Raw genomic sequence first — 24863 nt, 5'->3', positions numbered from 1 at the left:
AGCAATGCGAAGTTCCATCCAGTTGGATGAAAACCGCAGGCCCCTCGGTGGTAGATTCCGCGACCAGACCCAGGGCTATTCATCCGAAGCCTCGGTTCTCCGCCCGCCCTGCCCCGGCAGCAGGTACTGCACAAACCAGTCCGTGGCCAAAATGGCCGCTGCTTTCAGTGTTCCGGGTTCTTCGAAGAGGTGGGTGGCTCCCTGGACAAGCTCCAACCGGTTGGGGCAGCGCATCAGGGCTTTCGCCTGGCGGTTGAGTTCGAGGACCCTGTGATCTGCGCTGCCCACAATCAAGAGCGTGGGTGCGCCTACAAAGGCAAGTCTGGTGCCGGCCAGATCCGGGCGGCCTCCTCTTGAGACGACTGCGCTGATCTGCGCTCCTGGTTCGGCCGCTGCCCACAACGCGGCGCCGGCGCCGGTACTCGCGCCGAAGTATCCCACGCTGCTGGACGCCGTGTCCGGCCGGCTGCCAAGCCAGTCCGTTGCGGCGGTCAGCCTGCGGGCAAGAAGTTCGATGTTGAATACGTTGGCGCGGTTGAGTTCTTCCCCGGCGCTGAGCAGGTCCAGCAACAAGGTGCCAAGCCCTGCCCGCTGGAGCGTCGAGGCGACGAATTGGTTCCGCGGACTGTGGCGGCCGCTGCCGCTTCCGTGGGCGAACACCACCACGCCGGCGGCCGGTGCGGGCAGGTGCAGGTGTCCTTCGAGCAACACTCCCTCCGAGGGGATCTGCAGGTCTTCATCGAGGCCATTGTTCCTGGCGGTTGAGGGTGCTCTCTGCAGACGTTCGGCAGCAGCGTCGAGCAGCCGCACCACCTCGTCGTCGCCGGTCGGTGAGAAGTCACGGTAGTAGTGGCCGACAGCGGTGAGGTGCCGGGGCGTGGCAAGGCACACCATTTCGTCCGGCTCCGTCAAGGTGGCGAGGATATCGGCAGAGGCAACAGGAACGGCCAGAATCACTCTCGCAGCCCCTCGTTTGCGTGCGATGCTGCATGCCACGCGGGCAGTTGACCCGGTGGCGATCCCGTCATCGACGATGACTGCGATGCGGCCGTTGAAATCAAAGCGGGTCCGGCCGGCCCGGAATCGTGTCACCCGATCATCGAGCAGACGGCGCTCCCGTTGTTCAACAGCCCGCAGGTCTTCCTGCTTGACGCTTATGACGGAGAGGACGCGCTGGTCGAGCGAATATACGCCGTCCTCCCCGATGGCTCCCATCGCGAGTTCGGGCTGAGACGGTACCCCCATTTTGCGCACAACGATCACATCCAGCGGCGCGTCCAGGGCCGCTGCAACCTCGAACGCTACGGGCACTCCGCCGCGAGGCAGCCCCAGGACTACCGCGTCGCGGCCACGGAGATGCGCCAGCCGCAGCCCCAGCTGCCGCCCTGCATCAGCCCTGTCCTCAAATATGCCCATCGCCGCGACGTTCCCATCAGGAAAGCGGCCGCAGGCCCCGTCCAGACAAAAGATCAGTAAGCCAGGGACTAGAGGCGCGGCGGCCTCCTGCTCCAACTATCCCTCACGAATTCGGACCAGGCGAGGCCTTTTCCGTCAGGAGCCGCCAAAGCGCCCTGCGCCGGTTCGACGGCGGCACCGCCTCCGTCGTCGAACTGGCAATCAACCAAAAGGCAGTCCATCCTGATAGCAAACGCCCTGCAACGTTGGAGGTGGAGCGTGCAGATCGCAATCCTGGGGGACGTCATGCTGGGCCGGCTGGTTAACGACCAGCTGAAGATGGCCGACCCTCCCTATATCTGGGGCGATACCCTCCCACTCCTCCGGCAGGCTGACATCAGGTTCGCCAACCTCGAGTGCGTCCTCGCAGACGATGGAACACCCATGCCCGGCAAGATGTACCACTTCCGTTCGGACGTCAAGAACGTCGACAGCCTGAGATCCGCGGGCATCGATGTGGTATCGCTGGCCAACAACCATGTGCTGGACTTCGGCGTTGATGCGCTGCGGGAGATGTTGCTGGCACTCGACCAGCATGGGATCCTGCGGGCCGGGGCAGGAATGGACCTGGAAGCTGCCCGGCGACCAGTAGTCCGACGGGTGGGCCCAGCGGTGCTCGGCTTCATTGCTTTTACTGACAATCAGCCGGGCTGGGAGGGAACCGTCCGCGCTCCAGGAATCTACTACGTGCCTGTGGACGCCGGTGACCGCCGGATGACGGATTTATTGGGTCTAGTTCGGCGGACGAAGCGCCGGGTCCTGCTCCTGATCGTCTCGGCACATTGGGGCGCCAACTGGGGATCCGATGTCCCGTCCGCGCATCAGATTTTGGCCCGCGCGCTGATAGACGCGGGGGCCGACGTCGTGTTCGGGCATTCGGCCCACATTTTCCGCGGCGTCGAGATCTACAGGAACCGGCCCATTATCTACAGCGCCGGCGACTTCATCGATGATTACGCCGTGGACCCGGATGAACGCAACGACCAGTCATTCGTCTTCCTCTTGGAGACCACGGGAGGCGTGCCCCGCACGTTGCGCCTGCATCCAACGAACATCACCCGATTACAAACCCGACTGGCGCGTCGCGACGCCCGGGAAATTGCCGAACGGATGCAACAGCTGAGCAGCCAACTCGGCACGCGGAGCGGCTGGATCGAGGGCGACAATGTCTTGGAAATACGGTTCGGCACAGATCAGCCGGACAACAGGTCCGACGCCGTCAATCCCGACTAGGAAGCGACCAGCCGCAGTCCTGCAGTCATGCCTGCAGGACTGCAGTAGCGGGAAGAAGACCAACATGAGGGTCGGCGGACGATGCACCAACTTCCAGCCATCGTCCTCGCGTGCGTAGACACATGTGACCCGAATGACCAGATCGCTGATTTCGGAGCTGCCGCCGACCTTGGCTCTGCCCCGCTCGATGAGAACGCAATAGGCGATGTCCGTACTTACGAGCTCACTGATCGCGTCGATGCCGGTAGCCTCTCCGGCGCGGTAGTACGACGCGGCGCGGTCCAACTGCTCCTCGACGCCTTCCCACCCACGGCCAAAGCCGCCGAAGGGGTTGCCCAAGGTGATCTCGTCCCGCCGGTCGTAGAGCTCCTTCCCCGACCAATCATCCGCTCCCCAGCGCCAGCGGAGAACCAGGCGGGTCGTATCAGTCAGCCCCACCAGATACCGTCAACGGTCCTTTGGCCAAGCCGCGCTGTCATCGCTACAGGCGCACGTCTGCAATGCTCCACCTGTTGCCTGCGGTGCCTGTCGAGGAGACGCGAAGATCACTGGCTTTCGTTCTGGCGTCGTCGACGTTCGTGAGCTGCGCCGTTCCGGTGCCACCGGCCAGGGCCGCCGGCTTCGAGCCGTCGGCCGCCCACAGACCCTCCCCATGGTGCGCGGCAAAACGCGAACAGAGGGAGAAAAGATTCGAGAAATTCCCCCAGCTCATGTCATCACACAACCCCGCGACATGAACAAGTGAAGGACCAACCACTGCCACCAGAACGAGCCGAAAGGGACGCCCAAACGACCCCCATCCCAGCAGGCAGAGGGCCCACCGGCCAGGGCTTTGAACCCGCCACCCACATAGCTTCATAGGCCACCGCGGCGCCAGGCACAGACCGCGGGCAGTGTCAGAGGGACCCGCCGAGGGCCAATGTACACACATTAATAGCAAAACCCCTCTGACGAGGGGGAATGCGTGCCCGAGGTGGGACTCAAACTGCAGTCCAGCCCCTGCATTTACTGGGCTCCCGCGGAAACATGCGGAATCCGGCCCGATCCGAAGCCCAGAGTGTGCACATTGTGTGCACCCCGGTTTTTGCCTTGCGGCAGCAACGCCGAACGGGACGAGGACACCCTCGACGTCGGGCTACTCCTTCGGTCTCCTAATCCGAGAACGCCGGGTCGCGGCGACAGACTTCGAGCAGATTAGACGTTTTTGCCTGCACGCAATAAGCGACCTTGAGTGGATTCCCCACCCCACGCCCCCCACAAGATCAACGTTCCGCGGCGAACACCTCGATTCTCGATCTGCCCCGGTCGGCCCGTAGTGGCAATGGACTTTGCGTCGTTCTGCGGCGCGCCGGAGCATCTTTAGTACTCCAATCCGAAGCCCACATCTAGGTCTTCCAACGCACGCAACTCCGCCCGGGCGGACGGATGCGGGCACGTCCGTTGTTGGGGTGTCCCCGGCCCGGGTCGCATGCTTTACCCTCTCGACACCTGCCGTTGTCTGTCTTGCCATCCCGGGCGCCTACGTTTGATCGCACCCGGCCACCGGGCACCCCTATCACCCATCTGGAGCAGACATGAAGTTGAAGCGCGTCCTCGCCATCGCAGCAGTCGCCACGGCCACCCTCACAGCCGGAACCTCGGCTGTGGCCACCAACGGAAACTCCCCCACGGGTCTCACGGCAGAAGCAGAGGCCTTCACCAAAGTAGACCGCAACACCCAGTGGGACCAGGTCCAGAAGCTCAAGCTAGACTTCCCGACCTTTCACCCGCAAGGCATGTCGTTGGTCGGCGACAAAATCTTCCTGAGCAGCGTCGAGATCCTCGAACCGACAGTGCGCTACCCCTCGCCCGTCGACGGTTACGACCGCACAACCGGCAAGGGCCGCGGCCACGTCTTCGTCATCGACCGGCAGGGAGAGCTGCTGAAAGACATCGTCCTGGGTGAGGACACGATCTACCACCCGGGCGGCACGGACTTCGACGGCGAGAAGGTCTGGGTTCCCGTGGCCGAGTACCGGCCCAACAGCAGCTCCATCGTCTACACAATCGACCCAGACACCTACGAGGTCACGGAGCAGTTCCGTCAGGCGGACCACGTTGGCGGGGTCGTCGCCGACCGCAAGACCAACCGAATCAGCGGCGTCAGCTGGGGTTCCCGCAAGCTGTTCACCTGGAACACCCAAGGCAGTCTTCTGGGCACGCAGGCCAACCCGAGCCACTTCGTCGACTACCAGGACTGCGAGTACGCCGGCGCCGGGCACCAGCTATGCTCGGGCGTTACCGGCCTCAAGACTGCCGACGGAAAGCCGTTCGAGCTCGGCGGCCTCGCCCTGACCGACCTCACAGACGGAACGATCGTCCACGAGGTCCCCTTCCAGAAGTTCTCCACCGCGGGCCACTCGGTGACCCGCAACCCGGTTGCCCTGGAATCAGACGGCGGTGTGCTGCGCCTGTTCGCGGCCCCCGACGACGGCGAAGAAGCCGCTGGAACCGAACTCTTCGTGTTCGAAGCCCGCCCGTGAGTCAGTAAGGAATCCGTGGCCGCGTGAGGGGAACGAGCTTCTGGTCCCTGTCCGCAAACGCAGCCTGAGGGGGCAGCACACTCTTGACACCATGTGCTGCCTCTCAGTGGCCACCTCATGAGCAACGGCAGTGGAATACGCTGACCTGACAGACGCCGCTCCGGGAAGACTGAACTAGCTTTTCGGGTCGTCGGCGCCCAGCAGGTGTGATGGAAAACTGCAGGGAGGAAGCCACGAATGTCAGTCGAACAGCCTCCGTTGAACACGGTGCGGACCGTGTCCACACGACCTTTGGCGGGCAAACAGAACCAATGTCTCCCCCATGTCCGCTGGCAGCCCGAGTCGAGGCGAAAAATCGTCAAAAAGTTCTGGCTGGTCATGTCAACACCGCTACCCCATGGCATGAATGTGTGGAAGCCAACCACGCCCACAACAACAAGCCAGAAAGGCGACCGAATAAGCCCACATCCCAGCAGGCGGAGGGCCCACAAGCCAGGGTCCTGAACCCGTCACCCACACAACTTCATAGGCCACGCGGCGCCACGCGCACTCCGGGAGCCTGTCCCAGAGGGGCCAAACGGAGGGTAAATGTACACACATCAGAAGCAAAAAACCCCTCTGACGTGGGAAATCGTGCCCGAGGTGGGACTCGAACCGGACTCCGGCCCTTGCGAGCACTGGGCTCCCGCGGAAACATCGCCAATCCGGGCCAGTCCGGCAGTGATACGGCCCAGTCCGCCGGGCAAGGTGTGCACATTGTGCACACCCCTTTTTTGTGGGGTGAAATGGAGGCGGAAGACGTACAAGCACGACCCACGCCGATCGCAGCAACAAATACCGGAGCACACGTGGCCGGAACCTTGCCTCACATACGCACCCATCACGCAAACCCCTCCCTGCTATCCAGTAATGCTTCCTCCCTTTTCATCACACATCCGTCCGCGCGCTGCATGACCGGCAGGTCCGAAATAACGGCCCGCGCCGAACAGAGATGCGGTTGTCACCGTTCGGTGACAACGGCCAGCGATGGAGGAAGCGATGAGATCCAGGACCAGCATCGACTCGCCGACTTCAGCCGGCGCCGGCAGGCCGGTGCTCCAACGCAGCCCGCAGCTCAAGGACCCACACTGCGGAACGCGGCGGCCACACCAGGATATTGTTGAGCCAAGTAGTCAATTTCCTCGAAGTTCCGCACGTTTTTGCGGGCACTGGCATCAGCGACGAATTTACGAACTGGCGCGCCCGAGCGGGGGTGTCACCCGGGTGGATGTGCTCAACATGGAGAACTCGAGCTGGGGAATGGCGTGCTTGTCTGGCCAGGGGAGCCGCCGCTTCGCATCGAGCCGCTCGAAATCCGCGGAAAATAGGCTGGGCTTTGGTCCTGGCAATGGACTTGAGTAACGGTGGATGGCTACCGCATCGATGGTGGAAGCTCCTCTATAGCGCGGGCAGCTGACTCCCAGTGCAGCAGGTAGAACGACTTCGCGGCCCATTTGTACAACGCCGCTTGAAGCGCAGTCTGAACGTCGTCAGTACGGCTCAGAATTTCGTAGAAGGTACTGCCGCTGGAACTGGAATAACCACCATACAGACCGATTGCCGCTACTAGTTCGGCTTGGGTGTATCCGAGGGCGGTTGCGGCCCCTTTCCACACTAGGGTGATCACCCCGATGGCGTCTTCTACGTCCTTCCGCGCGAGAGCTTCCTTGGGCTTTTTGTGAGCCTCTTCTGCTTTGTTGTATGCATGTACGTTCTCCGTCGAGTCGTCGAGGCCGTAGGCGGCGCGTCGAGCTTCCATGGCCTTAAGCGACTGTTGGCTAGGCATGGGCTCTGCGGTCAATGTGGGGTGACAAGACTCGAACCTGAGTAGCAGCTCGATCATTCCGCCGAGCAACCTAAAGGCACCTGTCCGTGCTTGGGCGGCCGACTGCTTCGGGCCGACCAGCAACGGCTCGTCGTCCCACCCGTACTCTTGATCGTCCGGACCTGCACTCACACGGTTTTTGAGGTCTTCGAATAGCTGTTGCCTGAAAGTCCAATCCTCATACATGTAGTCCACGAGCGTGAAATACTGCTGGACATCCGCCCAAGACCCTGGAACAGGGAATGAGGAGTAACGTCCGGCCGAATAGTCAAGCAGTGACCACGCGGATTGCCGATTCAATCCCCGGAGCGTGTCTTCATGGGCAAGTGTCCGAGCCCGCAGTCGCTGCGAGATCCAGGGCGCCAAGGCATGTGCGAACATGCGTAGTCGGATGTCGGTGGCAGCGGACTGAATCGTCACTGTCGTTGGGATACTCTTTATGCGGTCCTGGTAGGGCGCTATCAGCGCCAGCCCATGGAGTGATGACAGGGCGTCTTCAACAAGCAACGCGGCGCCATCGTTGCTAATTCTTGCAACAAACACGGGGAGCGTAGCGTTTTTCCAGTATTCCTCGTGTTGTTTGATTTGAACTGACCGCGCCTGATCATCGGTGAAGGAATCATCGGTCCCCTTTGACTGAAATCCAGCAACGAAGGCTGTCGCGGCTCCGCGCTTATCACCGGCTTCCCTCGTAAGTGTCGCGAAACCGACGAGATCGATTCCAGAGTCCACCTCCTGTGGCCATGGAAAGTGGTACACCTCCATAGTGCGCAGCGCCTTCTCCAGGAGTGCCAATGCCTCTGCCGCTGACTTCATATTCCCGGGTGTTCCAGGGAGCGTGCCTACCATTCCCATAGCCTATACAGCGCTACTCACCGTCGGAGCACACGTCCTCGGCAGGACCATTCGGTTCCCTAGCGCTGCTCGTTAGAGCAGGCAAGTGACGGTCCACCGTCTGATAGAGCACACAAACGTCTTCCGCATGCGCTTGCCGGGATGCGGCAAGGTCAGTTTCGAGCCTGCCAGCAGGCTGTACAACATTGCCACCAACTGGATAGCCAGAGGACCGCAACATTACCCGAGTGTCTACCGGTCGCACTGAACGCATTTGCAGGGTTCAGCAATGCGGTCCCGCCCGTCCCCGCCCACGCTGCTTCGAGTTGTGACTCGGTTTCGTAATGTGCGAGTGCGCCCGCCGTGCATTCACCGGTTACGATGCGGGGAGCTTTGGGGGTAGATGGTGCATTCCGACAACCATCTCGTGCGACGTCCTACCCCGCAATGTCAGGGTAGGAGGGCTTATGTGGGCTGACAACGAAGCGGACGCGGATCTCCTCGGTTTCGAATTCCTGATCGACGGACTGGTCGTCGCATTGACCGAACCAAGGTTGCTGCCGCTCACCATTGGCGTGCTCGGGGACTGGGGCTCCGGCAAAAGCAGCCTCATGCAGATCGCGGCGCAGGAGCTGAAAGGCATCGGCCGCGACCAGACCGACGAGGAGGATGACGCCCCCGGCCGGTATCTCGTCATCAACTTCAGCCCTTGGCAGTACGAGGACCATGACGATGTCAAGATCGCCCTCATGTCCGCCGTCCTCGATGCGATCGCGGCCAGAGTTCCCGGGGCGGTCGAGGAAGTAGGGCGGCTGCGAACCATCCTTGGCCGTCTGGGGCGCTGGGGCAGGCAGCTCGGACGCACAGCCGCCAAACATGCTCCGGCGGTGGTGCCTATCCTGGTGCAACAAGCTGTCCCCGAAATGGATGCCGACACCGCCGATCTCATCTCTGCAGCGACAAGCGCGGTATCCGAAGGAGCCCAACAGGCACTGGCCGAGCTGGTTCAACCCCGACCTTCGGCAGGAGGGACGGCCCCGACACCCACCGGGGACGTCGATGCGTTCCGCAAGGATTTCGCTAAGCTCGTCAAAGAAATTCCTGGGTGCGACGCGGTGATCGTCTTCATCGACGATCTGGACCGTTGCCTGCCCGAGACGGTGGTCGACACATTCGAAGCGATCCGCCTGTTCCTGAACACACCGAAGACGGCCTACGTCATGGCACTGAATCAGAACGTGGTCGAGTCGGCCATCGATTCGCGCTATCCGGAACTGAAAAAGCCCGACGGCGCCGGAATCGGCCGGGATTATCTGGAGAAGATGCTCCAACTGAAAATAGCCATCCCTCCCCTTTCGGCTCCGGAGGCGGAGACCTACGTGAACCTACTGTTCGCCGAACTGCACCTCGACGAAGAGCAACTCGATAAGGTGCTGGAAGCCTCTGCCCAGGTACGACGCGAAAACGGCTTGGCGGTAGCCTTCAACGCCGGTATTGCCGGCGAGGCATTGGGCGGCGATATTCCGCTCAACCTCGCCGCCGACCTGAGCTGGGCCGCGGACATCACACCCATTCTTGGGGCATCGCTTCGCGGAAACCCCCGTCAACTAAAAAGGTTCCTGAATAATCTGCTGCTGAAACATCGAAGCGCGATCCGCAGGAATGCCTCGTTGAAGCTGCCGGTGCTCGCGAAGCTGATGGTGCTGGAAGACCAGTACAACACCGATTTCCAGAAGTTGTTTGACTGGGAGCTCGCCGCCGGTGGCGCCTGCGGCGAGATCCGTGTGGCCGAAGCGCGCGTGCGGGCCACAGGAGACTCAACATCCGGGAAGCCAGTGACTGGTTCCCCTACAGGGACCGCACCTGCCTCCCGCCAGGCTAAAGCCGCGTCCTCCAAGCCGGAAACAACGGATCAGCTCACGGAAGCCCAAACGTGGGCCGACAAAACGCATATCGCCGAATGGCTCCGGGCAGAACCCGCATTCGCAGGCATCGATTTGCGTCCCTATTTCACGTACTCACGCGACAAGCTCTCCTTCGGGGTGTCCGCGTCCCGGCTGGCCCCCCATCTCCAGCGCCTCATCACCGACGTGCAGTCGGATGTCGATGCCAACCGGCGACGGCACATCGGGACCGTCGCAGATCTCGAAGCGAACGAACGGGCACAGTTCACGGAAGCCCTCTTGGAACGGGTCCAGCGCCATCCAGGGTCATTTGCCCTGACAGCAGCGTTGGAATTGGCAGAGAAGAACCCGGACATGGTGCCGGCCGTTTGCAGGACGTTACAGCGCATCCCCCCGGCAGTCATTCCCCCAGCTTCCGCTTCGGCAGCAGTGCGTCGCCTACCGGCAGACCATGCCGATGTGGCGGCTTTGCTGGATCGCTGGGAAGCGAGCGAGCACACGCCCCTGAAGACCGTGGTGACGCAAATGAGGAAAGCCTCGAACAGAGCGAAGGGAGGCCCTGGTGGGAACGTCCGCTGACCGCACCGCGGGTAGGGGCGGAGATTGGACACCGCTGAAACGCGCCACGACCAGCTATGTCCAGAATCTTCACCGCAGCGATTCCAGGGGCCGCGCGGAACTCGTTCTGGGGCGCCACGTTCCGCTCCTGGGAGGTGTTCGGGGGGCCGTTGCTTCGGCGCGGGCCGGAACGGCCGGCATCAGCAAACTCGGGAGCCTGCTGGCAGGGCTGGGGACCGGAACGCCGGGCCAGGCGTTCGTGGCCCTGGGTCTGGGCCACCTCGTGGGACAGGACCGGTTCACAGTCCTCGACGAACTCGTCACATACATCGCAGGCACCGGCAACGACCTGGACTCTGTCGCCGCCCGCGATGCCGCGTGCGATGTGCTCGACGAACTCTTTGGGGACGCCGACTCGTGGACGGAACTGGACCGGGTCAGCGTCACCAAGGAGCAGCTGGAAACGGTGCTCGAACGGTTCCTCGCCCTCTATGTGTACAACAGGGTGCCCGTCGTCGCGGAAAGACTCAGCCGCCTAACGGACCCGGACGCCATGCGGCGGGCCGACCAGGAAATGCGCCAGATCATTGCCAACCTGGTCGCCATCCAACTACCCGCTGACCCGTTCGCCGTCGAATGGGGCGGCACCGAGGGCCGAACCATTGCCGAGAACGCCGTGACCTCGGCATACGAATTACTTTCCGCACTCGAAGGCGAGATCAGCGCATGATCGATTATCGGGTCCGCACCCATCCCACAGAAGTTCCCACCGAACCCACCGAAACGCGTCTCCTGGACTGGGCACCTGGAAAGACTTCCGCCACCATCCAGTTCGGCAACCGGTCCGGGTCGGCCTTCTTCAATGGCTGGCGCGCCCCCCGCGAAGCGCTGGACTTGTTTCTACTCGGCGCCTCGGTCTACTGCGCCGACAAGACGGCGTTGCGCTCCCCCACATCCGATGTGTGGACCCGCGAGGTCCGGCTCGAAGTCCCCGTCGGGAACCTCGGCGCCTGGCAGCAAGCCCGATGGGATGAAACGGTGGGTTTCCTCACCGGGGACCGTTGGAACATCGTGCCGTACGCGGAGGAACGCTCCCCTGTCGCCGGGATGAGCGTCGTGACGGACGATGTGACGCCGGTCGGTGATGTAGACGCTGTCAGCCTGTTTTCCGGTGGCCTCGACTCACTCACGGGGGTCATCGATCTGCTCGAAGAGAATCCTGACCGCAGGCTCTGCCTCATTTCACACAACGAGGGCGATCAAGCCTCCACCGCCCAGCAGAAACTCCTGGCCAAGCTACGGTCCCACTACGGCGAGGACCGGCTCGAAGTCAGACGTCTGTTCCTGCGCCCGGCCCCGGCGAACGCACAGCAACCGCGTCCTTTACCGACCGCACGTGAAACAACCACTCGTGCCCGTTCGCTACTCTTCCTCACCGCGGGGCTCGCCTTGGCGTCCTCCATCGGGCCGGACGTGCCGGTCTACATTCCCGAGAACGGCTTCATCGGCATCAACGTCCCACTCACCAGGGCCCGTTCCGGCAGCTTCAGTACCCGGACAACACACCCCCACTTCATCGAGCTTCTCCACAGTGCGGCAACACTCGTCGGGGTCAGCAATCCGATCCTCAACCCTTTCCGACTCAAAACCAAGGGCGAGATCCTGGCAGGATCCAGAAACCCAGGACTTCTCAGGGAACTGGCCCCGGACAGCATCTCGTGCTCGCACCCCGAAGCTGCCCGGTTCGTCAGCCGGGAGCAGGGCAACTGCGGCTATTGTTTCCCCTGCCTCATTCGGCGGTCGTCCATGGCGCATGTTGATTGGGATGGCCCCGACGGATATGCATGGGATGCGCTGACGGGAGAAGATTTGCTCGATCATGACACACGTCGCGCCGCCGACCTGAGGGCGGTAATTAACGGTGTCTATGCTTCCCGGCCGGATCGGGACATTCTTCGCAACGGCCCAATCCCGAACGGCGAACATCGTGAATTCCTGCGCGTTTGGCGGGGAGGCATCGCGGAGCTGGGGGCATGGTTCGATAACGCCACCGGAGCAACCGCCAAGATCGTGAAAGAGCTACAATGATTCAAGAACGCCTTCTGGACACGCACTGCCATATTGGCGCCTATCAAGACCCCGTCGCTGTGCTCCGTGCCGCGGAAGAGGCAGGCGTCGCCCTAGTCGCCGTGACTGAGGACCCGGATGAATACCGGCGCCTCAAGATGCGGCTCGGACGCCGTGATCATGTCGCAGTCGCCATCGGCTTGCACCCACTCCATGCTGCAACCTTCGCCCAGAACGATATGGCGCGGTTCATGCGCCTCCTTCCCGACGCTGAGTGGATTGGCGAAGTCGGACTCGACTATTCCCGGGCGGGTGCCGCGACGGCCAAGACTCAACAGAAGGTCTTTGACCTCGTGCTCGCCGAGGCCAAACGGGGACAACATACCCTCACGGTGCATAGCCGGGGAGCCGAAAGAGACGTGATTCAAAAGCTCGCCCAGGCGAAGGTTCGCGCCGTCCTGCACTGGTATTCAGGCCCCATGTACCTTGTCGAAGAAGCGAACCGGGCCGGTCTTTACTTCTCGGTAAACATCGCCATGACCCGGTCGCGCAAGTTTCCCTCATTGATGGGGGCGGTCCCCCGTGACCGTGTCCTTTTGGAGACGGACGGCCCATACGCGAAAGACCGGGGTAACGTGGCCCATCCACATCAGCTCACCGCCGTTGCCGTTGCGCTTGGACACGCCTGGGGTACGGAATTATCCGATGCCACCGAAACAATCCTCGCCAATCAAAGACGATTTCTGTCCAAAGACTGATGGACGCGGCGCGTGCGTGGTGACGCGCTGAAACCGCCAACGTCGGTAGGGTACTGCATGTTTGCGGCTCACCTTGGACGGGGGAAATGAGTCAACCGTGAGCCTCTCCGAACGGGCCTCAGGTTAACACCAGCGTCCTCAGACTCTCTCGATGAGGGACTCGGCATTACACTCATCCGGACGCCATCGAGTCGGCCTTCAACTGCCGCCCCGCCCGGGCATCGATGGACTCTACCTAATAATCGGAGTGTAGCGACTTCCTCGCCGCAACACCGCCCTCGATTTGACGCGTTGACAACACGCACCTGATCGGTTCACCAATGGACCTGGCCGGAGTCGATGTCCCGCACTCGGCACCGGCCAAGTCGCACCTGTCCAAGGGCCGGGCCCTCGGCGCCGCCATCGGCGGCCGAGGCTCTTCTTCAGGCAGATGACATCGACCCAGTTGGTACGGGCCGGCGCCCGGTCTGGCATCACCACCCCGGGAGATGCGGCGAGGGTACGACGGTGAGCCGACTTTGCCCCCGTGCAAGAATGAAAGTATGTGGACTGAAACGAGCGGCGTCATTGGGATCGGATACGAAGGGAAGGACATTTCGACCTTTCTCGAAGAGTTGAAGGCATGGAAAATAGGCACCGTGGTGGATGTTCGGCTGAACCCGATTTCCCGGAAAAGGGGGTTCTCAAAGAAGGCCTTGACCGAGGCGCTCGCAGGCGCGGGTATCCAGTATCGTCATCTCCCCGCGCTGGGAAACCCCAAGAACAATCGGGAAGGCTTCGGCGCCCCTGGAACGCCCGCCGCGAAGGTCGCCGGAGCAACGTACAAAGCGCTGCTTGGGCGTCAAGAGTCAGTCGAGGCGCTGAAGGAGCTCGCGGAACTAGCCTCGGGTCAGCGCGTCGCCGTACTATGCTTCGAGGCAAGCGAACGTTGCTGCCACCGGCAGTACGTCATTGAAGAGGTCAAGGAGCTTGTGCCGGCCTAGGTGCTCGAGATGGATCGGTAGATCCCCAGCACGCTGAACGTGTGGTGTCTCTTGGCTTGGTTCCCAACGAACAGGATAGGACCTCGTTCTGGGGAGCACATCTCGGTGAAGAACCTTTTACGGATGGCCGCGATGGCGACCTCGTCAGAATCGGCAGCGTGGTGCCGTTGGAACTCGGTGAATTCCCAGTCCAGCATTCCCTGGTTGTGACCCTTACAGTCGGCTTCGAAACACCTGTAGCTGTAGGTTCCACGGAATCGCGGCGGTTCTAGAATCTTCTTGTCAGGTTCCGTCCCGAAGAGCGTGCCCTGGTTTAAGTGCATCTCCAGCTTTGCTCTCTCGCGTCTGGTCCACCCTGGATGCAACGTGACCTTCAGGTCTGTTACCAGCTTGGGTTTGATCGCGGCCAGCGAAGGCGCTGGAAGCTTGTCCACCGTTGTCCGATAAAGTCTGCACATTGTCCAGTCATCTGAGAGTGGCAAGACGTGAGGGTGGCGGGCCTTCCACGGCTTCAGCGTGTCACGAATCTGGATGTTGTCCCGATCAGGGTTGTAGCTTTCGGCCCTCGGATCCTTGGCTGATGGCCTGACGGGGACATCGACGATTTGGTATTTCTTGAACCTCATGTCGTTGTCCAAGTAGCGGAATGGGATCGGATAGAGACGAATCCACTCTGGCCCGTCATGGGTGAGCCTGATCCCCGCAACGCAGACCGTGTCACCCATGGCCGTGGAGGGTACCGGCGCGGTCTTGACCGCAATCAGAACCTTCGCCGTTTTCCAGTCGGCGGCCGCTTCTTTCTCATAGAGCGTCCGACCATTCCCGAACAGACCCATTGCCTGGCTCAAGGCCATCCCCCTATCCTCATTAGCTAGCGCGTTTGCTCTTCACGATATCCATGCCGTCTAGGCGCGCGGTCTGATACTCGCGAAAGGCCTGGGCGAGTCCTCCATCAACGAGCTGACGTCCGGATGGCCTGGCTCTCTCAACCGCGACTTCCTCGTAAGTGAGCCCTTGACTTTGAAGAAACTGTTCATGGAGAACGCCCCGACGGGGGCGCCGGTGGACAGCTTCGGCTTGCTTGATGTCAGTGATAAGTTCGGACGTCTCGGCACAGTAGACAGGACCCGCAGCGAACCTCATGCTCCTGAACTCACGGGTAATTTCGATAGCCTCGTGAGTAAGCGCTTCCGCAACGAAGTATTTGTGTTCCCTTGGCGAAAGGACCTTTGAGTAGCCGAATTTCTCAGGTGCTCCGCCTTTGGCGAGGACCGCGCGATAGCCGTCAGTATTCCACTCCAGGTCATTGTTGGGCATCACTATCCAGTATTCGATGCCCGAAGCGAACTTCACGGCTGCGTTTGGGTGCCACCCAGCGAGTTCGGCAAGAACGTCGCACAGCACCTGATCGTCGACTCGGCCCTTGCCGGCATAGTCCTTCAGGCCCTGACTCAGCCGGCCTACCAGGTCCTTCTTGAATGTGAACTCATGTCCACCGACTCGGTACATCTTCGGTCCCCCATCTTTGTTGCGCCCGTTACGGCGGCTGGCTAGTTGTCGTACCGGCGTTACTTCGCCCGACCCGATAGGGCTCGCGGCCTCACTTGCCCACAGTCTTCGCGGTTACTTCCATGGCTTTCTCTAACATGCCGGCTGTCGGCGCAACTGAGGGGTCACCCTTCATCGCAGGATGTCGACGCGGCTCGGTCGTCTGTTCAGTGCCAGGGTTACGGGGCTCAGCGCCCGCTCCACGACGTCGACCGGCCGTTCCTGGTCATCAGTGTTGCTTGAATGGGCTGCCGTCTGATTCATATCGACCAGGACCCGCGGCATGTCGATGGCGGCCTTCGGCGCTTTGGGCGGGAGGTTGTCGACGCCGGGCGGGAGCCCTCGGCAAACGGTGGACCGGGGACGTGTTGGCCGGCGGCCGTGAACGCAATCGAAGCATCGACGCCGGCCAGCCAGGCAATCGCCCTGATGGTCGCCTCAGAAGGAACTGACTTGTACGTTCCGCTCAGAACCTGAATAAGCGTCGTGTGAGTGACCTTGAAGCCTTGCTTCTGCACCAGAATGGTGAGCTGCCGAACGGACGTCTGGTGACGTTCGACGGCGATCTCGACTGGAGCGTTGAGGCTCGGGCTTGCGTTCACGGCGGCAACTCTTCCCGGCGCTGTCCAACTATAGGAAGCCGGGACAGGCCATGTTCTGACAAGTGACAAGTACATCCTTGCAGGTGACAGGCGGAAACCTCCGCTTATCAGCTTGACAAGTCGCATGCGCACGGCTGCCCGCCCTCGACGCAGCCACACGGCCAGGCCCTGCTCCTCCGGAACATTGCGAGACTCATAGGGCGTTCGCTCATGCTGTCCGGCGACTGGGCGAATTCTTCGAGGCGGGCAAGCCACTGCGGCGTCAGCGCCCTCGCCGGAGGGGCCGGCGGTAGTGCCGGGGCATTCTTTGCGTGGTCGGCGTTTAAGGGTAGCGTCCAGGTGCCGGCGGCGCCCGATGGTCCAGTTGACCATTTTGACGTAGACGTCGCAGACGTCACCGATCTTGGCAGCACTTAGAGCCTGTTCCTAAACCTGGCCCTCGTGTCGGTTGGCTCGTAGTGCGGCGTGGTGGCTGTTAATCGGGCGGAACTCCTGTTAATCCGGTGATTGTCTAGATCACGGTTCGCAGGAGTTCCTTCGTGTTAGTTTGCTATACCATGCCGACATTGCCACCTCTGAAGCGCAACGGTGCTGCCGGTTCGCTCCTTTCCACGCTGGAAAGCCGCGGCGTGGGCGGCGGTATCCGACCGATACAACGGACGCGCAGTGGGCGGTGATCGACGAGCTGCTGCCGGACCCGGGATTCATCAACGGTGTCGGCGGACGGCCCGAGTCCCATTGCCGCCGGGCCATTGTGGACGCAATCTTCTACGTGGTCGATAACGGGATCAAGTGGCGGGCGCTGCCGGCGGATTTCCCGCCGTTTTTAACCGTGTTCAAGTACTTCACCCGATGGGAGGCTGCCTCAGCCACCGAGGCGATCCTGTCCACCCTGCGGGCCAGGGTTCGGCTGGCCACGGACCGTCAGGCCGAACCGACTGCCGCGGTCATCGATTCTGCCTCGGTCCGCGGGGCGGAAACCGTTGGAGCAGGTAGCCGCGGCTATGACGCGGGCAAGAAGGTCAACGGCCGCAAACGCCACATCGCGGTCGACACCATGGGGCTGCTGCTGGCCGTGCTGGTCACCGGGGCCGGCACCCAGGACCGGGACGGGGCCAAGCCCCTCCTGACCGTCTTGAACGGGTTCTGTCAACGGATCAGCCTGGTCTGGGCCGACGGCGGATACGCCGGAAAGCTCGTCATCTGGGCCCGCGAGACCCTGGGCCTGGCCCTGACCATCGTCAAACGCTCCGATGACACCACCGGCTTCCATGTCCTGCCCCGCCGCTGGGTTGTTGAACGCACCTTGGCCTGGATCGCCCGTCACCGACGGTGCGTCCGCGACTACGAACGGCTCCCCGAACACCACGAAGCCATGGTCCGCTGGACCATGATCAGAATCACCAGCAAACGACTAACCAACAAGGTTTAGGAACAGGCTCTTAGGCCTTGCCTTGCCTGTACATCTGCTCCCCCTCATCCCGGCTTTTTCGCCTATTTCGTCATCGGGGTTCCTCGGTCGCGGGAGTGGCCCATTCCTGGCCAAAGATGCCGGTTGGCCTGCCATGGAGTATTTCGGCTTCCCAAGCCGGCGTCACAAAAGGCGCCTGTCGTCCCGGTCGCGACGTCTTGGGAGGCGGGCATTGACCCGTGGCTTCGAACAGGAGGGTGGCATTCCTGAGCATGGTCCGATAGTCCTCAACGGCGATGAGCCGGGCGTCGAAATCGGAGTGAGCCGTGTTGCAATGCAGGTGGGACAGGCGCACGTTCCCCCACACATTGAGGTGATCCGTTGGGTATTTCGCCTCGTAGCGGCGCAGAGGGACGATGTGGTCCGGGCTGGCCATGCCTGGATGGCCTCTTCGAAGCGAGATATCCACCTTCAGCCCGCAGATTTGGCAGATATTTCCGTCACGCCGCCAAAGAATCAAAGACACGTCTCGCACCTTTGATGGCAGCCTCGCGTGATCGGCAGGCCAGTCCCAGGCGGCCCACGTCTTGTCAGTAATTTCATGGTGGGGGATCAAGAGTTCGGGCGGATCCGCCTTCGGCACGTACCCTTTCGGCTCCGGCTTTCTCGGCGACTTGCGCCTCGGCCCACCCAATGCCGGGGACACCGCCTTCGACTGGGACATGTCGCTCATTCTTCTTCATCCATTCAGGTCACGTTTTCGCGAAGCTGTTCTACTCAGTCTGTAACGGAAGGTCAGGAGGCGCTGACCAGGAGCCGACGCATCAGGCACATCTCTGTCCGTCCGGATTGCGATCATATGGCTTCCGTCAGGCACCTGGGCCCGGACCTTTCAAGCGCCGCTTCGTACGTATTAGCGGTGGCGCTGAGTCGGCTCGTTTGGCCGTCCGAGGACTCGATGGCGACTGTAACTTCCATCGGGCCAGTCTAAGAGTTGGCATGTGGGCGAAGGACTTTGCCCCCACGCCGATACCCCGGAAGAAACAGAAATCCCCGCCAGCTCTACGAGATCGCAGAGCTGGCGGGGATTTCCATCTGTGGAGCTAATGAGATTCGAACTCCTGATCCCTTCTCAGAGGACAGTGTATTTCAAGGGTTGCCAAGGGCCTGCGTTGTGTTGTGGATCCGCGGAATCTGGGCGTTTCTGGCCCTGAGTGACAACCCGTGACATGTCAACGTTTTTCATCATTTCCGTGGGTAAACGTGTGGGGACGTGGACCCAGCTCGCTTGTCGCGGGAGTCCTTCGCAAGACTCCCGTTGGCCCGCTAACTGACAACGTGTAGCGGTCCCGAATCCAGCTGAACACCGCTGCTTCCCATCCCTCCGGGTCGACATTCCATTCCTGTGTGTGCTCCACGGCCGGAAATTTCACCAGCGTCACCAACTCAGGACGGCGGTTGGCGAGCTCGCGGGAAACCGCAAACGGCGTCGACCTGTCTCCTTCGCTGTGGATGACAAGAACAGGGGCACGAACTTCGGCCACCCGAGCCAGCCAGTTCAGGGTCGGGAAATTCAGGGCCGCCTCAAGGCCGGCGATCCAGCACAGTTGCGGTGACCCGAGGACCCTCAGTCCCAAGTCTGCAATCTTCCTAGGAAGCATGCTCGATCGCGCGTTGGCGATCAGTGTGCTCGTCCAGTCAATGACTGGCGCATCGAGCACGAGCCCGGCGATGCGGTCCCGGTGCTCCGACAGCGTGGTCAGCTGGAGTGCTATGGACCCGCCGAGCGACCAGCCGAAAAGCACTACGTAGCTTGCCCCGTGGGCCACGGCATAGGAAACGGCAGCGTCTACGTCGTGCCACTCGGATTGTCCCAGGTGGTACCGCCGATCCGGCGACGCCGGTGCTTCCCCGTCGTTCCGGAATGAGACGACCAGGGACGTGTAGCCCAGCCGATGTGCAACTGGCACGCCGCGCAGTGCGCCGGCCTTCGAGCCGCCCATCCCATGGATGTGGATGGCCCATGTGTCCGGGCCGTCCGAAGCCTCCTGTGGCGTGAACTGCCAGGCAGGAGCAACGCCGTTCTCTACGGGGATCGCCACGTCCACGTAATCCAGCCCCACCGTATCCGCCGTCGGATAGACGTAACCGCTCCAAATTCCAGCTCGGGCGGTCGAGAGATCACCCGAGTCAACCCGCTCAACAAGGCGCGTCACAGTCCCGGCAGCATGATCTGTCGACACGACCTTTCCGATGCAGGCGTGGCCGCTGCCGTTGGCAAACCAGACGCTGTAGCGGCCGGGAGCGCTGGTTCGAGCCGAAACAGGCAGCTCAATTAGCAGCGATCCGTCACTGTCCTGGACAACCCGGTGGATCGGCAGATCTTCAGTTCGCTTGGTCTTCGGCACCACGACTTGCCGGGCAAAATAGACAGCGGTAGCAGTCGATGCGGCGCCGGCGATGGCACCCGCGGTGGCCACGCCGAGAAGTACTCTACGCATCGCTGCGGCTCTCCGGGCCGTTTAGGTGCTCGTCGATGACTTTGCGCAGCCGGAGCAGAGTTGCCGGCGAAATTCCCTGCAGTTGCCGGGCCGCGAAGTTCCGGACACGGTTTTCACGCAGCGTCCGCAGGAGCAGGAGTTGAGCCTCCACCAGCTCGGGGATCTCGCTGCCATCATCCTGCAGGTACCGGGAATCAACACCAAAGAATTCAGCCAGATTCTGCAACAGCCTCGGATCCGTGGCCATGGATCCCTCACCGCTGCGCATGTAGGCCCAGCGAGAGCGCGAGAGTGGGGTCCCTCGCTCGGCCATGCGCTGGCTGATCTGCGGATAGGTCAGGGGTGCCGATCCTTGTGCCTCAAAGAGATCCAGCAAAAGGTTCAGTTTCCGGGCGAGCTTCATTTGCGGCGGTTCAACCGGGCCGCCGTCGCGGTCTGTCACAGATGCGGATCCCTCCTTAGTGGCGTACTGCGTCGATGATCTCGCGCGGCAAGCCGGGCCTGGAGATGCTCCTCCGCTTTACCCAAGACTTGGATATCACGTGCATCCAACAGTTCGGCAAGGTCCGGATCGAGGAACAGGGCATCCTGGATCTCTACAAGCATCCTATGGAGTCGATATTTGAGAGCCTCCTGGGAGTCAAATACGGATTCCGAAACAGTGAGCCGGCCTTGGGATCGTGTCGCCGTTAGCCTGCTCCACGGTTCAGTCAAGCGATCGACGAAATAGGCGGTCGTACGTGAGTCGGTGCTGCGTTCCAGACGGCGTGCGACCGGCGGCAAGGCAAGGCCCAGACAGAGGAACACCATGGCGCCCACTTGGGCTACATCAAAGACCAATGAGAGTTGCTTCATCGCCTTAATCTGTCCACCCAGGTGAAGAATATCCATGGTCAAGACGTCAACAACCAACACCAAAGCGAGGGAACACCCGATTCCAATGAAGGTAAAGGCCACGCGAAAATACCGCTTCGCCATCTCGCTCCGGAACTTGAAGCATGTGAAACCGGTGACGCTGACTACCACTCCGATGTAGAGAAACTGAATGCTCGAGTACGCAGCAGCAGCCCATTGATCGCCGTAATCCACCATGAAGGCGGTGGACGTTTGAGGGGATTCTATGAAGCTGAAACTGACCGTCAGGGCGACGACGACAAGCCCGAGAGCCCAAAGGCCTCCACTTTGATGGTGGCCATCCGTGTCGTTGAGATCGGCAGCCCGTATGATCGCTCGAGACAGGTAGTAGATGCCCACGACCATGAGGGTGCTGGAGCAAAGGTCCAGCACGTTGCGGCTCCCGAGCAAGCGGTCCCCTGCCAGGTAGATGCCGTCGATATTCAGGGTGAGCGCGGCGGCTATGGTCACGGCGGCTACCAGAATACTGTGGTCTTTGCGGTGCTTAATGCCATTCAGAAGGCACAGCACAAGGGCCCAGATCACGGCTGCGGACAGGACCTGGATCATCCGAAGATCCGTTCAAAGGACCGGGGTTCGGTGCTGCTGTCCCGGATGGCAGCAGCGAACAGGTCAGCGAGCGTCTCGGCAGCGGCTTCGATATGGTCCAGGAAGTCACTCCGCCCCAGAATCCGGGACACGTGCTCACCGGAGAGGTTCGGAAAGAGCGATTCGGCATAGTTTGCGGAGACCACGGTCTCGTCGTGGCGGAGCACCATATGCCCCAGTTCATGAAGGATGAATTGCTGACGGTGAAGTGCCGACGGTGTGGGTGCGTGCAGGATAATCTCCCTGCTGTCGGTGGACAGCCACAGCCCACAAACGGTTGCCCCGGTGAGGGACTCGGAGACGTCAATCTCGATCCGTTTCTGCCTCACCATCTCGACGATCGATATCAGGCCGTCCAGCGACAGGTGGTTCGGCAGGTCAAGTGTGCGAAAGCCTTCGGCAGCGCTGCGCAGCGGCGAAAAACCAGCGGCAGAAGTGAGACCTTCCATCGAAAACCCTATCCATCAGCCCGACCCCCAGGACAGGCAACAGCGCTTATCTTTCTATTGAACGCCTGTGCTCTGGACATGTCCAGAGCACAGGCGCTTCCGCCGCGGGCGAGGGACCGGGCCGTCGTCGGACACGCCCGCCCGGCCCTGGAAACGCGCCCCAGCCTCCGGAGCGAACACGGTCGCTTCCGAACAGAGTAAAAGAACTACCGGCGTCATGCCGCGCCGCCACATCCCGACCATGAATGACCAGAAGCATCATCGCTGTTTGTCATTCTGATCCCCATCATCGCTGGGCGGGCCCTCCGCGCAACCAGGGCGCTACGCGCCGGTCACGAACCAAAATTTCGTTCGGCGCTCCTCCGTCGCTTATTTCCTCGCGAAATTGTTGGACCGCTCCCGGTCCCCCAAGTTGCACTCCGGACCCTCAACCCAGCGGTGACTCCGCTATCAGAACGACGCCGAACCCTGACAGACACACCCGGTGCCGGCCAGCCGCTGAAGGAGAAAGAGATCATGGAAACGCTCACCATCAAAACCCCCGCCGACGTCCTCAGTTTCGTCGGCCACACCCTGGGATTCTGGCCCCGTGAGAGCCTCGTCTGCATCACCCTGGCCGACGACCACGTCGGAGCCACGCTCCGCGTTGACCTGCCCAAACCCGGCACCGAACACCGCTACGCACAAACCGTCGCCGGATACCTCGCCCACGACACCAACGCTGCCAGTGTGCTCTTCGCCGTCTACACCTCCGCCCCGGAGGGTGCCGGTCATTGCAAACCCCAGGCTGCGACCATCGCCGCCCTGACCGGCGCCCTCGCCGAACGCGGACTGACCATCCGGGACGGCCTCCTCGTCGGAGACGACACCGTGTCCGAGTACGACGGCGACCCCAAGGACCGCCTGACGCTGCCCCTGAGTGCCACCCAGTCGAGCCAGATCAACGCCGAGTTCGTCTACCGCGGCAGCAACATCGACCCCACCAACCGCATCACCCTGCCGGCCTCCACCAAGGAAACCCAAACCGCGGACGCCGTCGAGACCCGGGTGAAAGCAATCCAGGACTTGAACATCCGCGATGCGCTCGAGCAGGCCCGGACGCTTTGGAATGGGATGCTGGACGCCGGCGCCTACCCAAGCGACCAGCAGACTGTCAGCCTGATCGCGGACCTGCAGTGCCCCGCGATCCGTGACCATCTCATGGCCGACATCCCCGGCATCGACGAACCCGCGGACCGCGTCCTTCTGGCCCAATGCCACGGCACGCCGAACTGGTCCCGCGTCGAATGGGCCCAACAGCTCCTGATGCACGCCTACACGCACAGCAGCACCAAACACTCCGCGCCCATCCTCACCGCTATCGCCTTCATCAATTGGTGGGAAGGCAGAGGAAGCAAAGCCCACCAATTCCTGGAACTCGCCCTCGACGTTGATCCCGGCTACCGCCTGGCCAAGCTCAGCGACATGATGATCGGCACCGGAATGATCGCCGGCTGGAACATGGACAAGGAAACGGCGTATCGGGCGCCAGGGCTGGAATCCTGAACGGCTGGGGCTGTCCACCGGTGGAAGATCTGTTCCGGTGTCCCCACACAGTACTGTGGGTTGTGCGCCGTTTGGGACGTCGCCGACGATGGTCGGACGACCAGACTCGATGGACGAAGGCAACCAGAACCGTTGACCAAAGCCACGGTCTGAGCGCCGTCCTGCAGGCGGGGTCCGCCTTCGGTTTCTCACGGACCGGCCATGGCACCTTGCCTCGTCCAGTTGTTCTTCGGGGGCGATCAAGAGGTCGCCGCCGCGGTTGAGTCGGTGCCGCTGTCATTCCCGAGGACGCGGGCAGGGGTGAAACGCCGCAGAGCATCGCGAACGCGGCTTCGGACTTCATCCGGTCGGGGTTGTCACCGGCCGCCGCGAGGAGCTGTCCGTCGACTTCGATGCCGATTCCGACGCGTTCGAGGAGTTGGGGGTGCGAGGGCTTCGACGATCGGGGTGATGAGCTCGTCCAGGTCGGCTATCTCGTCGGTGAGTTCCACGTAGCGGCGGGCCAGGGACTTCATCGAGACCCGATAGGCGGTGACGGGATCGGTCGCGGTTGAGACTTCCGGCCGCCATGCAGCGAGGGTGCGGATCAGCTGCATCCGGGTCAGGTGGTGGACCTTCGCGAAGTTCCTCCGGCGCGGAGACGATCGAGATCCGAAGGAGCTGCAGGGCGCTGCAGCTCCTTCGGATCGTGCGGGCCCGGGTGACGCGCAGCACGCGAAGGGTTTCGACGGCTCCGTCCTTGCTTTTCGGGCCTCAAGCGGTCCGCCACGATCCCTTCGGCCAGACGAGCAGAGGACGATCATGGAGAGACCGGGAACGGCGCAGGTCTCTCCGCCGTCTCCCCGTATGAAACCAAAGGGCTCAAAGCCACGGTGAAGAGGCCTGGGTTATGGCGACTGATGAGCACGCCGAACCACCCGTGACCCTTTGATCCTCTATGGGCAAGGCCAACAGCCTCGCTGATCAGACTGGCCACTTCATGAGGCGTAGTGGCACTGACGTGGAAGTAACGTCCTGGTTCAATCGTCGTGATCATGGACGGACTCCTCTGCACCGAACCCGCAGAATTTCGCCTCAGCGACCCTGTGCTGACATAGAAGACAGTGACTGGCGACAAGGGTTTGGT

At 61.9% G+C, this 24863-nt stretch carries 19 protein-coding genes and 1 pseudogene; 9 read left to right on the top strand and 11 right to left on the bottom strand.

What is annotated here, in order from left to right; genetic code table 11:
- Positions 1-75 precede the first annotated feature (75 nt).
- On the bottom strand, positions 76-1416 hold the full coding sequence (locus ASG77_RS12405) for a phosphoribosyltransferase family protein (protein ID WP_056345899.1): 1341 nt from the start codon (positions 1414-1416) through the stop codon (positions 76-78).
- Between the two features lie 258 nt (positions 1417-1674).
- Between ASG77_RS12405 and ASG77_RS12400 the strand changes: the two genes are divergently transcribed.
- Complete coding sequence (locus ASG77_RS12400; protein WP_056345898.1) at positions 1675-2688, top strand: CapA family protein; 1014 nt, start codon at positions 1675-1677, stop codon at positions 2686-2688.
- Between the two features lie 481 nt (positions 2689-3169).
- Here the strand turns inward: ASG77_RS12400 and ASG77_RS21925 are convergent, their stop codons facing one another.
- A complete protein-coding gene (locus tag ASG77_RS21925) occupies positions 3170-3400 on the bottom strand; it encodes a hypothetical protein (protein WP_156380307.1) in 231 nt (76 codons plus the stop codon).
- An 862-nt stretch (positions 3401-4262) separates the two neighbouring features.
- Here ASG77_RS21925 and ASG77_RS12395 point away from each other — a divergent pair.
- Positions 4263-5210 carry a DUF6454 family protein gene (locus tag ASG77_RS12395; protein WP_056345897.1) on the top strand — a complete coding sequence of 316 codons (948 nt, stop codon included), beginning with the start codon at positions 4263-4265 and terminating at the stop codon, positions 5208-5210.
- Positions 5211-6621: 1411 nt separating this feature from the next.
- Here ASG77_RS12395 and ASG77_RS12390 read toward each other — a convergent pair.
- Positions 6622-7923: a hypothetical protein gene (locus ASG77_RS12390; protein WP_156380306.1), complete on the bottom strand. Its 1302-nt coding sequence runs from the start codon at positions 7921-7923 to the stop codon at positions 6622-6624.
- 452 nt (positions 7924-8375) lie between these two features.
- Between ASG77_RS12390 and ASG77_RS12385 the strand changes: the two genes are divergently transcribed.
- From ASG77_RS12385 to ASG77_RS12365, 5 genes are all read left to right on the top strand, one after another.
- Positions 8376-10391: a KAP family P-loop NTPase fold protein gene (locus ASG77_RS12385; protein ID WP_056345895.1), complete on the top strand. Its 2016-nt coding sequence runs from the start codon at positions 8376-8378 to the stop codon at positions 10389-10391.
- Positions 10375-11100, top strand: coding sequence for a hypothetical protein (locus ASG77_RS12380; RefSeq protein ID WP_056345893.1), 726 nt, complete (start codon positions 10375-10377; stop codon positions 11098-11100). The genes ASG77_RS12385 and ASG77_RS12380 overlap by 17 nt, the downstream gene beginning before the upstream one ends.
- A complete protein-coding gene (gene qatC, locus ASG77_RS12375; RefSeq protein WP_327019623.1) occupies positions 11007-12458 on the top strand; it encodes a Qat anti-phage system QueC-like protein QatC in 1452 nt (483 codons plus the stop codon). Before ASG77_RS12380 ends, qatC begins: the two co-directional genes overlap by 94 nt.
- On the top strand, positions 12455-13195 hold the full coding sequence (locus tag ASG77_RS12370; protein WP_056345890.1) for a TatD family hydrolase: 741 nt from the start codon (positions 12455-12457) through the stop codon (positions 13193-13195). The genes qatC and ASG77_RS12370 overlap by 4 nt, the downstream gene beginning before the upstream one ends.
- Positions 13196-13737: 542 nt before the next feature.
- Entirely contained in the window at positions 13738-14178 is a 441-nt protein-coding gene (locus ASG77_RS12365; protein ID WP_056345888.1) for a DUF488 domain-containing protein, read from the top strand.
- On the opposite strand, the gene ASG77_RS12360 is transcribed toward ASG77_RS12365, so the two are convergent.
- Entirely contained in the window at positions 14175-15032 is an 858-nt protein-coding gene (locus tag ASG77_RS12360; protein WP_056345886.1) for a hypothetical protein, read from the bottom strand. The genes ASG77_RS12365 and ASG77_RS12360 overlap by 4 nt on opposite strands.
- 13 nt (positions 15033-15045) lie before the next feature.
- Positions 15046-15687, bottom strand: coding sequence for a hypothetical protein (locus tag ASG77_RS12355; RefSeq protein ID WP_056345884.1), 642 nt, complete (start codon positions 15685-15687; stop codon positions 15046-15048).
- Between the two features lie 1188 nt (positions 15688-16875).
- Here ASG77_RS12355 and ASG77_RS12350 point away from each other — a divergent pair.
- Entirely contained in the window at positions 16876-17760 is an 885-nt protein-coding gene (locus tag ASG77_RS12350; protein WP_268760665.1) for an IS5 family transposase, read from the top strand.
- A gap of 70 nt (positions 17761-17830) precedes the next feature.
- Here ASG77_RS12350 and ASG77_RS12345 read toward each other — a convergent pair whose 3' ends face one another.
- The 5 genes from ASG77_RS12345 to ASG77_RS12325 all read right to left on the bottom strand — a co-directional run bounded on the left by ASG77_RS12345 (position 17831) and on the right by ASG77_RS12325 (position 22192).
- Positions 17831-18472: an HNH endonuclease gene (locus ASG77_RS12345; protein ID WP_056345881.1), complete on the bottom strand. Its 642-nt coding sequence runs from the start codon at positions 18470-18472 to the stop codon at positions 17831-17833.
- A 499-nt stretch (positions 18473-18971) separates the two neighbouring features.
- A complete protein-coding gene (locus tag ASG77_RS12340) occupies positions 18972-20240 on the bottom strand; it encodes an alpha/beta hydrolase family protein (protein WP_082576006.1) in 1269 nt (422 codons plus the stop codon).
- Positions 20233-20682, bottom strand: a complete 450-nt coding sequence (locus ASG77_RS12335) for a hypothetical protein (RefSeq protein ID WP_056345877.1) — start codon at positions 20680-20682, stop codon at positions 20233-20235. The genes ASG77_RS12340 and ASG77_RS12335 overlap by 8 nt, the downstream gene beginning before the upstream one ends.
- A complete protein-coding gene (locus ASG77_RS12330) occupies positions 20679-21704 on the bottom strand; it encodes a hypothetical protein (protein ID WP_056345875.1) in 1026 nt (341 codons plus the stop codon). Before ASG77_RS12330 ends, ASG77_RS12335 begins: the two co-directional genes overlap by 4 nt.
- On the bottom strand, positions 21701-22192 hold the full coding sequence (locus ASG77_RS12325) for a hypothetical protein (RefSeq protein ID WP_056345873.1): 492 nt from the start codon (positions 22190-22192) through the stop codon (positions 21701-21703). The genes ASG77_RS12330 and ASG77_RS12325 overlap by 4 nt, the downstream gene beginning before the upstream one ends.
- A 516-nt stretch (positions 22193-22708) precedes the next feature.
- On the opposite strand from ASG77_RS12325, the gene ASG77_RS12320 reads away from it, so the two are divergent.
- The gene (locus ASG77_RS12320; RefSeq protein WP_056345872.1) at positions 22709-23737 is read left to right on the top strand and encodes a DUF4192 domain-containing protein; all 1029 of its coding nucleotides are present in this window, start codon (positions 22709-22711) and stop codon (positions 23735-23737) included.
- Positions 23738-23983: 246 nt separating this feature from the next.
- Here the strand turns inward: ASG77_RS12320 and ASG77_RS21385 are convergent.
- Positions 23984-24487 (bottom strand): annotated as a pseudogene (locus ASG77_RS21385) (transposase); the annotation flags it as partial.
- Positions 24488-24863: the final 376 nt, after the last annotated feature.

Source organism: Arthrobacter sp. Soil762 (assembly GCF_001428335.1).
Classification (GTDB): Bacteria; Actinomycetota; Actinomycetes; order Actinomycetales; family Micrococcaceae; genus Arthrobacter.
This window is presented reverse-complemented; position numbering and strand designations above follow the sequence as displayed.

Excerpts from the sequence above, each read along its gene's own strand:
- ASG77_RS12325 (WP_056345873.1), bottom strand. The coding sequence starts at position 22,192 with ATGGAAGGTCTCACTTCTGCCGCTGGTTTTTCGCCGCTGCGCAGCGCT.
- ASG77_RS12360 (WP_056345886.1), bottom strand. The coding sequence starts at position 15,032 with ATGGCCTTGAGCCAGGCAATGGGTCTGTTCGGGAATGGTCGGACGCTC.
- ASG77_RS12390 (WP_156380306.1), bottom strand. The coding sequence starts at position 7,923 with ATGGTAGGCACGCTCCCTGGAACACCCGGGAATATGAAGTCAGCGGCA.
- ASG77_RS12395 (WP_056345897.1), top strand. The coding sequence starts at position 4,263 with ATGAAGTTGAAGCGCGTCCTCGCCATCGCAGCAGTCGCCACGGCCACC.
- ASG77_RS12405 (WP_056345899.1), bottom strand. The coding sequence starts at position 1,416 with ATGGGCATATTTGAGGACAGGGCTGATGCAGGGCGGCAGCTGGGGCTG.
- ASG77_RS12365 (WP_056345888.1), top strand. The coding sequence starts at position 13,738 with ATGTGGACTGAAACGAGCGGCGTCATTGGGATCGGATACGAAGGGAAG.
- ASG77_RS12320 (WP_056345872.1), top strand. The coding sequence starts at position 22,709 with ATGGAAACGCTCACCATCAAAACCCCCGCCGACGTCCTCAGTTTCGTC.
- ASG77_RS12385 (WP_056345895.1), top strand. The coding sequence starts at position 8,376 with ATGTGGGCTGACAACGAAGCGGACGCGGATCTCCTCGGTTTCGAATTC.
- ASG77_RS12355 (WP_056345884.1), bottom strand. The coding sequence starts at position 15,687 with ATGTACCGAGTCGGTGGACATGAGTTCACATTCAAGAAGGACCTGGTA.
- ASG77_RS12370 (WP_056345890.1), top strand. The coding sequence starts at position 12,455 with ATGATTCAAGAACGCCTTCTGGACACGCACTGCCATATTGGCGCCTAT.
- ASG77_RS12340 (WP_082576006.1), bottom strand. The coding sequence starts at position 20,240 with ATGCGTAGAGTACTTCTCGGCGTGGCCACCGCGGGTGCCATCGCCGGC.
- ASG77_RS12330 (WP_056345875.1), bottom strand. The coding sequence starts at position 21,704 with ATGATCCAGGTCCTGTCCGCAGCCGTGATCTGGGCCCTTGTGCTGTGC.
- ASG77_RS12345 (WP_056345881.1), bottom strand. The coding sequence starts at position 18,472 with ATGAGCGACATGTCCCAGTCGAAGGCGGTGTCCCCGGCATTGGGTGGG.
- ASG77_RS21925 (WP_156380307.1), bottom strand. The coding sequence starts at position 3,400 with ATGAGCTGGGGGAATTTCTCGAATCTTTTCTCCCTCTGTTCGCGTTTT.
- qatC (WP_327019623.1), top strand. The coding sequence starts at position 11,007 with ATGGGGCGGCACCGAGGGCCGAACCATTGCCGAGAACGCCGTGACCTC.